Origin of the sequence: Streptomyces sp. NPDC005899 (assembly GCF_040629645.1) — a bacterium.
GTDB lineage: Bacteria > Actinomycetota > Actinomycetes > Streptomycetales > Streptomycetaceae > Streptomyces.
Map to the genome: position 1 here is coordinate 1 of NZ_JBEXWB010000207.1, position 11,439 is coordinate 11,439.

Consider the following 11,439-nt stretch of genomic DNA (forward strand, 5'->3'; position numbering starts at 1 on the left):
CGCCGAGCCGCCCACCCCCGACGCGCGGCGCTCGTCGGCGGCGTCGTGCGCCGGCTACCGGAAGACCGTGACCGTCCACCCGGGTGACGGTCACGCAGGGGCGTCGTCCTCCGGTCCCCGCGATGTCCCCGGACAGACCCCGGACAGAGCTGTCAGCCGCGGAACGTCTCCGGCAGCCACCGTGAACGCGGGATGCCACGAGGCCGGGCGCGCTGGAGCAACGGCACCGTGACGGGCCGTCCGTCCCGGTCCGGACGAGATCCGGGCCGGGTCCGGAGCCGCGTCGCCGACCGGTCCCACCGGAACTCCCGGCCCTCTTGCGCTGCTCCCGTCCCACGGGTGGCGGCAGCCGGTGTGCCGTGGGTCACGTTCGCGCGCGGCGGGGTGTGCCCCCGCCGTGAAGGTCGGGCATTCTCTCCCGGCGGCCGTACGAAGGGATACGGCCCGGTGACCGGCTGGGGGAGAGATGTCGCGACACGCGGGCACGGAGCAGGAGCGGAGAACGGACCGCGGGAGAGGCGTGATCGAGGGGGCGTTCGCGCTCCTGGAGGCGTTGCGCAGGTGCGGCGGGGAGGCGGGGCTCACCGAGATCGCCGCGGCCTGCGCCCTGCCCAAGGGGAGCGCGCACCGACTGCTGGAGCAGTTGCTGCTGGTGGGCGCGGTGGAACGGCGGGGCAGCCGCTATCGCGTCGGCTCGCAGCTCTACCGTCTCGGGCAGACGTGGGAGCCTCACCCGGGCTTACGGGTGGCGGCCCGTCACCCGCTGCACCGGCTGCGGGCGGCCACCGGGGCGAGCGCCCTGCTGACCGTCCTGCACGACGGCCGGGCGCTCACCGTGGCCTCCGTGCCGGGCGAGGCGGAGCCGCTGGTGCCGGTGCGGAACGGGATGAGCTTCCTGCTCGACACGGCGGCCGGCCAGGTGCTGAGCGATCGGGGCCGAACCGGCTCCGGAGGCCGGCTGCCGGGGGCGGTGCTGGAGTGCGCGGAGGTGATGGACGGGGTGTGCTGTGCGGCGCTGCCGGTCCGGGGACACGACGACCGGACCGTGGCCGCGCTCGCCGTCATGACGCTGTCCGCGCAGGGGTTGCAGCGGGTGGCCCAGGAGGCGGCGCGGGCGGCCGCGGCCGTCACGGCGGCCCTCGTCCGGGCCGGGGCGTCCCCGCCCCACCTGCCCCCCGTCCTGCACTACTGACTGACCGTCAGGTATGCGCTCGTGACGTAGCCGCATCTTCTCCGCGCGCCGGTTCCGCTCAGTGGAACGCGCGTAGAACAGCGGTCAGCGGTCCGGCAGTCTGGTCTTCGAGCCGGTCGGGGGACCGGCAGAACCTGAGACCACGGGGGACAACATGACCGTCCGACGACTGACCACCTTCGCCCTCGCGGGCGCGCTGGGCCTCACCTCGCTGGTGGGCGCCGCAGGCGCCGCGCAGGCCGATCCGGTCGACTACGTGCAGATCCAGCTCGTCGACCTGTACTGCGGCGACGAGAGCGAGGGCGACCACGACGAGGCCTACCTGAACATCGCTGCGAACGGCGGCAAGCCCGTGAGGCTCTGGCCCGCCAAGGCGTCGTACCAGACCATGGGCACCGGCTACCGCCGCGCCCTGGACGAGAGCAACGGCAACGCGCTGCTGGTCTTCGGCAAGACCGAGTCCCGCACGCTCTCGCTGTGGGACTACGACAGCACCAGCAGCGACGACCGGCTCGGCTCGGTGACCGTCACGGGCAACGAGTTCGGCGCGGAGACGCAGTACCGGGTGCTGGAAGGCTCCGGTGGCGTCTACACCCTCGCCTACCGGGTCGTCGACATCTGATCCGCCGTTCCGGCCGGGCCCGACCGGCCCGGCCGGACCGCGGCGGGAGCACGGACGCGGTACCGTCCGGCGGGACCCCTCCGCCGGACGCGGATGTGGCAACCCCCGCGGAGAGAGAGCGCCCGGCGCCACCCACGGTGTGCCCACCTCGCCCAGCGGGAGGACGTCCCCTCCTGGACGAGGTGGCCCCGCCCCAGGACGACGATCCGGTCGGCCACGGCGACGACGGCGAGCCGGTGTCGGTGAGCAGGACAGAGGGACGGCCCGGAGGTTCCTACCCCCTGAACGTCTCCAGCAGCCGCAGCCAGACCTCGCTGATCGTCGGATAGGCGGGGACCGCGTGCCAGAGCCGCTCGATGGGAACCTCGCCCGCCACCGCGATCGTCGCGGAGTGCAGCAGTTCCCCGATGCCCGGGCCGACGAAGGTCACTCCTAGCAGGACCTCCCGGTCGAGGTCGACGACCATCCGGGCTCGTCCGGTGTATCCCCGTGCGTAGAGTCCGGACCCGGCGACCGAAGCCATGTCGTAGTCGACAGCCCGCACCCGGTGGCCCGCGGCTTCCGCCTCCGCGAGGGTGAGTCCGACCGAGGCGATCTCGGGATCGGTGAAGACGACCTGGGGAACGGCCGCGTGGTCGGCCGTGGCGGCGTGAGCGCCCCAGCGGCCGGTCGCCGGCGGGTGGGTGCCCTGGGCGCGGGCGGCGATCGCCGCTCCGGCGATCCGCGCCTGGTACTTGCCCTGGTGGGTCAGCAGGGCACGGTGGTTGACGTCGCCCACGGCGTAGAGCCAGTCGCTGCCCTCGACGAGACAGCTGTCGTCGACGGCGAGCCAGGAGCCCGGTTTCAGGCCCACCGTGTCGAGGCCGAGGTCGTCGGTGCGCGGAGCGCGGCCGGTGGCGAAGAGGATCTCGTCGCTCTCCAGCCGCTCCCCGTTGTCCAGCTCCACGGTCACCGGGCCGTCGCCCCCCGCCCGCCGCACGGCGGTCGCCGACACCTCCGTCAGGACCCGTACGCCGGCCTCGGTCAGCGCCTTCCCGATCAGCTCGCCCGCGAACGGCTCCATCTTCGGGAGCAGTCGTCGTCCGCGGACGAGCATGGTGACCTGGGAGCCCAGGCCCTGCCAGGCGGTGGCCATCTCGACCCCGACGACGCCGCCGCCGACGACCACGAGACGGCCGGGCACCTCTTTGGCGCTGGTGGCCTCACGGCTGGACCAGGGACGTGCGTCGGCGACCCCGGGCAGGGCGGGGACGACGGCCCTGCTGCCCGTGCAGACAGCGACGGCGTGCCTCGCCGTGAGCCGCCGCTCCGATCCGTCCCGATCGGTGACGGAGACCTCCCGGACACCGGTCAGCCGGCCCTTGCCGCGATGGACTTCGGCGCCGATGCCCTCCAGCCAGGCGACCTGGCCGTCGTCCTTCCAGTGGGAGGTCTCCTCGTCACGGTGGGCGAGGACCGCATCCACGTCGAGCGGCCCCTGTACGGCGCCGCTCAGGCCCGGGACGCGGCGGGCGTCCGCGCGGGCGACCACCGGGCGCAGCAGCGCCTTGCTGGGCATGCACGCCCAGTACGAGCATTCGCCCCCGACGAGTTCGGACTCCACCACGGCGGTGCTCAGGCCGGCGGCCCGGGCGCGGTCCGCCACGTTCTCGCCCACGGGGCCCGCGCCGATGACCACGACGTCGTAGGTGGTGCTGAGCACGGTATTCGCATCGTTCATGGGAACAGTGTGGTCGCGTGTGTGCGCGGTGGCCACATGGGCAGGCGGAATAGGACGGCTACCGGCGCCGTTGTGCCCGGCAGGACCTGACGCATCCCAGGAGAGGTATCAGCGTATGAGCACCGTAGAGCTCACCAAGGACAACTTCGACCAGGTAGTGAGCGAGAACGACTTCCTGCTGATCGACTTCTGGGCCTCCTGGTGCGGTCCGTGCCGCCAGTTCGCGCCGGTCTACGACTCGGCGTCCGAGCGCCACCCGGACCTCGTCTTCGCCAAGGTCGACACGGAGGCGCAGCAGGAACTCGCCGCCGCGTTCGAGATCCGGTCCATCCCCACGCTGATGATCGTGCGGGACAACGTGGCGGTGTTCTCCCAGCCCGGTGCGCTGCCCGAGGCGGCACTCGAGGACGTCATCGGCCAGGCCCGCAACCTGGACATGGACGAGGTGCAGAAGTCCGTGGAGCAGCAGAAGCAGGCCCAGCAGGAGCGGTAACGGCAGTTCGGCGGCACAGCGGACGCGTCGAGGGGCCCCGGCAGCAGCACTGCCGGGGCCCCTCACGCGTGCGCGGCGGGCCGGTCCCGGTCAGCCGTCGGGCGCCGTCCCTTCCGTGGAGGGCCGCCGGTCCCCGGCCCCCGTCCCCCCGGGGGCGTCGTCCGCCGCGCCCCGGTCGCCGCTCGGGCCCTCCCCCTCCGGTCGCCGCTGTCCTGCCGTGGCACCGCCCCTCCCCCGGCCCGTCTCGCCCACGTGTTCGGCGATCCGGACCGTGAGGCCGTAGTCCAGCTCCGCATCGTCCACCAGCAGCGCCTCGACGGTGTGGGTCGCCGGGTCGATGTCCGCTTCCATGCCGTCCCCGGCGTAGCGGGGATACCCCGACGCGCCCGTGTCCCCGGTGGCCGCCACGACCCCCGAGCGGATGGCCGTGCCCGGTGCCGGGGCGCCGGCACCGGACTCCTCGTGTTCCGGGAGCAGCAGGATCTCGTAGCTCTGCGGATGACTCATGGCGACGACGCTAGACATCCGCCACCGGCCGCGCACGTCGTGACACCCCGGGCTGTTCCCTCAGCTGGATTCGCGGACGACGGCGGCGGCCCGTAGAAGGTAGTGGCGCTCGGGTGGTCCGCCGGGCCGGTGCACGAGCCGGTCGATCATCTCCGCGGGCGGCTGGGCGGTCGCCAGCTCCATCCTGACGCTGCTGAGCCTGGGCCGCAGCAGCCTGCCGAGCATCAGGTCGCCGGCGCCGATCACCGCCGTCCGTGCGGGTACCTCGACCCCGGCGTCCTGCAGGGCCCTGGTCAGGAGCATGGCGTACTCGTCGTCGTACGCGAACACGGCGTCCAGGCCGAGGCCGGGCCAGCGGGAGGCGAGGTCCTGGGCCGACGCCTCCTCGTACCGCAGCGGCAGCGGCCGGATGCGGGCGTCCACGCCCGACTCCTCCACCGCCCGGCGGGCACCGGCCAGCCGCGGGAGGGCGAGCAGCGCGTGCCCCGGCTCCCGGGGCACGACGACGCCGATCCGGCGGCGCCCTCTGGAGAGCAGGTGCCGGATCGCGCAGTGGCCCACTTCGCGCTGGTCCACGACCAGGGCGTGGGCGCCGTCCACCGGCTGTGGCCCGAGGGTGAGGACCGCCTTGGCGCCGGAGCGGGTCAGCACCCCTATGGCCCGCGGGGTGAGGGTGACACCGCCCGGCGACACGACGGCCACGGGGCGGAGTTCGGCCCAGGACCTGGCCGCTTCGTCGGCGTCCCGGCCGGCGGTCCCGTACTGCACCACCGTGTAGTCCAGGCGCCTGAGGTCCGTCTGCAGGTCGGTGAGGAAGCGCTGGTGGAGGGGGTCCGCCGGGCACGGGGCGGGCAGCAGCACCATGCGGGTGCGCCCGGCGCGCAGGCTCCGTGCCGCCGCGTGCGGGACGTAGCCGAGTTCGCGGGCGGCTTCCCTCACCCGGCGCCGGGTGGGGTCGCTGATCCGCACGGTGGTGCTGTCGTTCAGTACGTAGGACACGGTGGCCCGGGAGACTCCGGCGAGCCGCGCCACGTCGGCGCTGGTCGGTGGGGACGTGCCGGCGGGCTGCTCGGGTAACTGGCTCATGGCGTCGGGCAGTCTTACAGACGGTCCCCCGGCGCCCGGGGGGCGGGGCACCGCTTCCGGTCGGGCCGCGCGCGGCACGAGGGCGGGTGGCGGCGCGGAAGGGGGTGGCGGACCCGCTCGACGGATCGCCTCCCGCGGGTTCTACGGTGTTGTGATGACGTTCCAGCACATCGATGACAGCGGTGACCGCCGCGACGACCGCGGCATGAACCACAGCAGCGACCCCTCGTCCGACTTCCCCGGACGCAACGGTCCTGCCGCCACCGCGCGGGCCGACCCCCTCGACGTGGGGCCGGTACGCACCGCGTACGCCCCGGACCGCGACGGTGCGCCCGATCCGGGTGAGATCGTCTGGACCTGGGTGCCCTTCGAGGAGAACGACGGGCGCGGCAAGGACCGGCCGGTGCTCGTCGTGGCCCGGGAGGCGGGGGGCACCCTGCTCGCCGTGCAGCTGTCCAGCAAGCAGCACGACGGGGACCACGAGTGGGTCGCGCTGGGTGCCGGGCCGTGGGACAGTTCCGGCCGGCCGTCCTGGGTGGACCTGGACCGCGTGCTGCGAGTCCGTGAGGACGGGATGCGCCGCGAGGCGTGTGCGCTCGACCGGGGCAGGTTCGACCTGGTCGTGGGGCGGCTGCGGGAGCGCTACGGCTGGAGCTGACCGGTGATCACCCGGGTGAACGCCGCCCGGACGGGGGAATCGGGAGCGCGGTCGAGGACGCCGAGGACGATCTGCGCGAAGTGGCCCGCGAACCGCGGTGCACGGGGTGCCGAGGAGCCTTCCCCGGTCGTCGCGGAGGACGGGGACGCCCGGTGAGTGGATGACCCGGTCGCAGTGGAGGGCGGTGCGTCCGGCCCGGTGGTGGGTGCAGTACTCCGGGACGCGCAGCAGCGTGGAGTGGAGCGCCGAGCCGCGGCAGAGAGCCTCTTCCTGCGCCTGGGCGCCCTTCAGGTAGCCACCGCCGGGGTGACGGGCGGAGACGTGGCCGAGGACGGCGACCTCGGCCGCCGACGTGCCGGTCATCCGGCGTGCCGCCTGCGGGCTGCTCTCGGCCGTCACCTCGGTGATCGGGGCGCGGCCGGTGTCCTGGGCCTCGACGGGGACGGGCCCGGGCCGTACACGCGGGCCCCGCGAGTGCGGCGGTCAGGGCGCCTCCGACCGGCACGTCACACCCCCGGGAACACGGTAGCCACCCGCCCGGACCGTGGACTGCGTCTCGCGCGCGACGGCGCGCGACCGCGCGCTGACGGGCGCGTCCCCCACTGGTGCATACGGTGCATGCTGGACTCACGACGGCTTGGGCGCAACCACTTTTTCCGCGCCGCGAAGGCACCCTTGTGCGAAATGCGGCTACGGGTTTGGGTGGTGGGCAAGCACCCGAAGAGGAGACCCGGCATGCCCCTGGACACCCCCGGCGAACACGGCCCGCCCACCGAGGCGGAGCCGCTCGGTGAGGACGGCGCGGAAGACCTGTTGCGCGGCATATGTTTCAAGACGGGACCGCCCCGCACGGTCGGAGTGGAACTCGAATGGCTCATCCACGACCGCGAACGTCCCGACGCCGCCGTCCCGCCCGAAAGGCTCCGCGCCGCCGCCGACGCCGTGCGCGCGGTCGAGCTGGACTCGCCCCTGACCTTCGAACCGGGTGGTCAGCTGGAGCTCAGCTCCAGGCCCGCCGGTTCCCTGATGGACTGCGTCGACACCGTGGCCGCCGACATGGCCCTCGTCCGCGACACGCTCGGCCGGGCCGGGCTGACGCCGGCCGGCCTCGGCGTCGATCCGTGGCGGCCCCCCCGGCGCCTGCTGAAGGAGCCGCGGTACGCCGCCATGGAGGCGGCCCTCGACCGTTCGGGGGATTCCGGCCGCGCCATGATGTGCACCTCCGCCTCGGTCCAGGTCTGCCTGGACGCGGGCGAGGAGGAGCCGGGTCCGCTGGGCTACGGGCGGCGCTGGCAGCTCGCCCACCTGCTGGGCGCGGTGCTCGTGGCGGCGTTCGCCAACTCACCGTTCCGGCAGGGGCGGCGGACCGGCTGGCGCTCGACGCGGCAGGCGCTGTGGGCGGACCTCGATCCGGCCAGGTCGCTGGCTCCCCGCGCCGGCCTGCCACCGAGGGACGCGTGGGCGGCCTACGTGCTCGACACCCCGGTCATGTGCATCCGCAGCGACGACGGCCCCTGGGTGGTGCCCGAGGGGCTGACCTTTCGGGAGTGGATCCGCACGGGGGCGCCGAGGCCGCCGGTGCGCGGTGATCTCGACTACCACATCACGACGCTCTTCCCGCCGGTGCGCCCGCGTGGGCATCTGGAGCTGCGCATGATCGACGCCCAGCCCGGCGACGACGGCTGGCTGGTGCCCCTGGCCGTCACCACCGCCCTGTTCGACGACCCGGAGGCAGCCGAGACCGTGTACCGCACCGTCAAGCCCCTGGCGGAGACGGCGGGACCCGCACCCGCCCCGCGCAACCCCCTCTGGGCGACGGCCGCCCGGGACGGCCTGAGCGATCCGGAGCTGGCCGCCGCGGCGGCGGCCAGCTTCACGGCCGCGCTGGAGGCCCTGCCCAGGATCGGGGCGAGCCGGCATGTAGTGGACACCGTCGCCGCGTTCACCGACCGGTACGTGGCCAGGGGCCGATGTCCCGGCGACGATCTGCTCCACCCGGCCGAGACCCGGGACGCACCCCCGCACGGAAAGGGCACCGGCCGATGACCGGCACCGCCGACACCGGCGACACGAGCATCCCGACGGGCCTGGAGCTCGATGCCGAGGCACTGCGCTCACGCGCCCTCTCGGCGCTCCTGACGGCCCGCGAGCGCACCGCGCTGCTCACCGACAGCGTCGACGACCACGACCTCACCGCCCAGCACTCACCGCTGATGTCACCCCTCGTCTGGGACCTGGCGCACATCGGCAACCAGGAGGAGCTGTGGCTGCTGCGCGCCCTGGGCGGCCGGGAGGCGCTGCGTCCCGAGATCGACGGGCTGTACGACGCCTTCGAGCACCCCCGTGCAAGCCGGCCCTCGCTTCCGCTGCTGCCGCCCGCCGAGGCCCGCGGTTACGCCGCGGACGTGCGCGGACGTGCGCTGGACGTTCTCGACGCCGCTTCGCTCGGCGGCGGTGGCCGCCCACTCGAACGGGCGGGTTTCGCCTTCGGCATGATCGCCCAGCACGAGCAGCAGCACGACGAGACGATGCTGATCACCCACCAGCTGCGCCGGGGGCCCGCGGTGCTGCACGCCCCGGAACCGCCCGGGCCGGCCGACGCCGTGCCCCTCCCGGCCGAGGTCCTCGTCCCCGGAGGCCCCTTCACCATGGGGACGTCGACCGAGCCGTGGGCGCTGGACAACGAACGGCCCGCGCACCGGTGCGAGGTGGCGGCCTTCCACCTCGACACCGCGCCGGTCACCTGTGGCGCCTACCGCCGGTTCGTCGAGGACGGCGGTTACACCGACGCACGCTGGTGGGCACCGGCCGGCTGGGCGATGGTCCGTGAACACGGCCTGTCCGCTCCCCTGTTCTGGCACCGGGACGCCGGGCAGTGGCTGCGCCGCCGCTTCGGCGTGACCGAACCGGTGCCGGACGACGAACCGGTGCTCCACGTCAGCTGGTACGAGGCCGACGCGTACGCGCGCTGGGCCGGACGGCGGCTGCCGACCGAGCCCGAGTGGGAGAAGGCGGCCCGTCACGACCCGGTGGCCGGGCGTTCGCGGCGCTACCCCTGGGGCGACGAGGACCCGACGCCCGAGCGGGCCAACCTCGGCCAGCGCCACCTGCGTCCGGCCGCCGCCGGGGCCTACGCGGCGGGCCGGTCCCCCTCGGGTGCGGGACAGCTGATCGGTGACGTCTGGGAGTGGACGTCGAGCGACTTCCTGCCCTATCCCGGCTTCGCCCCGTTCCCCTACCGCGAGTACTCGGAGGTCTTCTTCGGGCCGGAGCACAAGGTGCTCCGCGGCGGCTCGTTCGCCGTGGACCCGGTCGCCTGCCGCGGCACCTTCCGCAACTGGGACCTTCCCGTGAGGCGGCAGATCTTCGCGGGCTTCCGGACGGCGAGGGACGCCTGATGTGCCGTCACATTGCCTATGTGGGCCCTGCCGTGGCCTTGGGCGAGATACTCGCGAGCCCCGCCCACTCGCTCGTACGCCAGTCCTGGGAGCCCCGGCACCAGAGGTACGGCACGGTCAACGCGGACGGTTTCGGAGTCGGCTGGTACGCGGACGGCGACGCGGTGCCGGCTCGTTACCGCCGCAAGGGGCCCGTGTGGGGCGACGAGGCCTTCGCCGATCTGGCGCGGGTGGTGCGCAGCACGGCGTTCCTCGCGGCGGTCCGCGACGCGACCTTCGCCGGCGCGGACGGGGAGGCCGCCGCCGCGCCGTTCGCCCGCGGGCGGCTGCTGTTCAGCCACAACGGGGCAGTGCCAGGCTGGCCGGGGTCCCTGGCCCCGCAGGCCGCCGCGCTGCCGCCGGAACGGCTGCTCGCGCTGGCCGCGCGCACCGACTCCGCGCTGATATGGGAGCTCGTGCTGCACCGGACGGACGAGGGGGACGAGATGGCCGAGGCCGTCGCCGGCACCGTCCTCGACATCGCGGCCGTGGCGCCGGACTCCCGCCTCAACCTGCTGGTCACGGACGGTTCCACCGTCGTGGCGACGGCGTGGGGCGACACGCTGTGGTACCTGCACGAGCCGGGCCGCCGCACGGTGGTGGCCTCGGAACCCTACGACGACGATCCCCGCTGGCGCGAGGTCGCGGACCGCACCCTGCTGGCCGCGACGGACACCGACGTGCTGCTGACCCCGCTCAAGGAGCCTGCCCCGTGAGTCCCTTCCTGCTGACCCGCACCCTGCCGGTGGACGCCACGGACGCGGCGCTGCGCGCCGACGTGCTGGAGGGTCTCACCCGGCAGCCGAAGACGCTGCCGCCCAAGTGGTTCTACGACGCGCACGGCAGCGACCTGTTCGAGGAGATCACCCGCCTGGACGCGTACTACCCGACGCGGGCGGAGCGGGAGATCCTCATCGCCCGTGCCGGTGAGATCGCCGCGGCGTCGGGGGCCCGGACCCTGATCGAGCTGGGATCCGGGTCCTCGGAGAAGACGAGGCACCTGCTGGACGCCCTGCCCGCACTGCACACCTACGTACCGGTGGACGTCAGCGAGAGCGCCCTGACCGCCGCGGCGGGAGCCCTGCTGGCCGAGCGCCCCGGCCTCTCCGTGCACGCGCTCATCGCGGACTTCACACGGCCCCTGGAGCTGCCCGACAGCCCGGGGCCCCGGCTGGTGGCGTTCCTGGGCGGCACCCTGGGCAATCTGCTGCCGCACGAGCGCGCGGACTTCCTGCGCTCCGTCCGGGCGGGCCTCGCCCCCGGGGACGGGCTGCTGCTGGGTACCGACCTGGTCAAGGACGAGGCCACACTCGTGGCCGCGTACGACGACCCGGCCGGGGTGACGGCCGCGTTCAACAGGAACGTCCTCACCGTGGTCGACCGGGAGCTGGGCGCCGACTTCCAGCTCGGCGACTTCGAGCACGTGGCGGTGTGGGACCCGGACAACGAGTGGATCGAGATGCGCCTGCGTGCCCGCCGGGCACTGAGCGTGAAGATCCGCGAGCTGGATCTGGTCGTGTCCTTCGAGGAGGGTGAGGAACTGCGCACGGAGATCTCGGCGAAGTTCCGGGAGGAAGGCGTGCGGGACGAACTCGCCGCCGCGGGGCTGCGGCTGGAGCGGTGGTGGACGGACACGCGGGGGCGGTTCGCACTGTCGCTCGCGACGGCCGGCTGAGCGGCGCGAGCAGACGCTCCCCGCAGCGCCCGCGCCTCCCCCTCCCGGG

Annotated in this window: 10 protein-coding genes and 2 pseudogenes; 8 read left to right on the forward strand and 4 right to left on the reverse strand. The window is 74.0% G+C overall.

Annotated elements, in window-relative coordinates; translation table 11 throughout:
• Positions 1 to 466: 466 nt before the first annotated feature.
• The gene (locus ABZ371_RS21440) at positions 467 to 1,192 is read left to right on the forward strand and encodes a helix-turn-helix domain-containing protein (protein WP_358682025.1); all 726 of its coding nucleotides are present in this window, start codon (positions 467 to 469) and stop codon (positions 1,190 to 1,192) included.
• A gap of 154 nt (positions 1,193 to 1,346) precedes the next feature.
• Positions 1,347 to 1,814 carry a hypothetical protein gene (locus ABZ371_RS21445; RefSeq protein ID WP_358682028.1) on the forward strand — a complete coding sequence of 156 codons (468 nt, stop codon included), beginning with the start codon at positions 1,347 to 1,349 and terminating at the stop codon, positions 1,812 to 1,814.
• Positions 1,815 to 2,088: 274 nt separating this feature from the next.
• On the opposite strand, the gene ABZ371_RS21450 is transcribed toward ABZ371_RS21445, so the two are convergent.
• Positions 2,089 to 3,534: an NAD(P)/FAD-dependent oxidoreductase gene (locus ABZ371_RS21450; protein WP_358682031.1), complete on the reverse strand. Its 1,446-nt coding sequence runs from the start codon at positions 3,532 to 3,534 to the stop codon at positions 2,089 to 2,091.
• 115 nt (positions 3,535 to 3,649) lie between these two features.
• On the opposite strand from ABZ371_RS21450, the gene trxA reads away from it, so the two are divergent.
• On the forward strand, positions 3,650 to 4,027 hold the full coding sequence (gene trxA, locus ABZ371_RS21455; protein WP_358682034.1) for a thioredoxin: 378 nt from the start codon (positions 3,650 to 3,652) through the stop codon (positions 4,025 to 4,027).
• A gap of 258 nt (positions 4,028 to 4,285) precedes the next feature.
• On the opposite strand, the pseudogene ABZ371_RS21460 reads toward trxA, so the two are convergent.
• Positions 4,286 to 4,534 (reverse strand): annotated as a pseudogene (locus tag ABZ371_RS21460) (hypothetical protein); the annotation flags it as partial.
• 60 nt (positions 4,535 to 4,594) lie between these two features.
• Positions 4,595 to 5,620, reverse strand: a complete 1,026-nt coding sequence (locus tag ABZ371_RS21465) for a LacI family DNA-binding transcriptional regulator (RefSeq protein WP_358682037.1) — start codon at positions 5,618 to 5,620, stop codon at positions 4,595 to 4,597.
• A 205-nt stretch (positions 5,621 to 5,825) separates the two neighbouring features.
• On the opposite strand from ABZ371_RS21465, the gene ABZ371_RS21470 reads away from it, so the two are divergent.
• Positions 5,826 to 6,278 carry a type II toxin-antitoxin system PemK/MazF family toxin gene (locus ABZ371_RS21470; protein WP_358682052.1) on the forward strand — a complete coding sequence of 151 codons (453 nt, stop codon included), beginning with the start codon at positions 5,826 to 5,828 and terminating at the stop codon, positions 6,276 to 6,278.
• Between the two features lie 153 nt (positions 6,279 to 6,431).
• Here the strand turns inward: ABZ371_RS21470 and ABZ371_RS21475 are convergent.
• A pseudogene (locus ABZ371_RS21475) lies at positions 6,432 to 6,677 on the reverse strand (TIGR02452 family protein); the annotation flags it as partial.
• Between the two features lie 336 nt (positions 6,678 to 7,013).
• Between ABZ371_RS21475 and egtA the strand changes: the two are divergent.
• The 4 genes from egtA to egtD are packed head-to-tail and all read left to right on the forward strand — an operon-like array spanning position 7,014 to position 11,390.
• A complete protein-coding gene (gene egtA / locus ABZ371_RS21480; RefSeq protein ID WP_358682040.1) occupies positions 7,014 to 8,324 on the forward strand; it encodes an ergothioneine biosynthesis glutamate--cysteine ligase EgtA in 1,311 nt (436 codons plus the stop codon).
• A complete protein-coding gene (egtB, locus tag ABZ371_RS21485) occupies positions 8,321 to 9,676 on the forward strand; it encodes an ergothioneine biosynthesis protein EgtB (protein WP_358682043.1) in 1,356 nt (451 codons plus the stop codon). Before egtA ends, egtB begins: the two co-directional genes overlap by 4 nt.
• The gene (egtC, locus tag ABZ371_RS21490; protein ID WP_358682046.1) at positions 9,676 to 10,431 is read left to right on the forward strand and encodes an ergothioneine biosynthesis protein EgtC; all 756 of its coding nucleotides are present in this window, start codon (positions 9,676 to 9,678) and stop codon (positions 10,429 to 10,431) included. Before egtB ends, egtC begins: the two co-directional genes overlap by 1 nt.
• Positions 10,428 to 11,390, forward strand: coding sequence for an L-histidine N(alpha)-methyltransferase (gene egtD, locus ABZ371_RS21495; protein WP_358682049.1), 963 nt, complete (start codon positions 10,428 to 10,430; stop codon positions 11,388 to 11,390). The genes egtC and egtD overlap by 4 nt, the downstream gene beginning before the upstream one ends.
• The last annotated feature ends 49 nt before the right edge of the window (positions 11,391 to 11,439 follow it).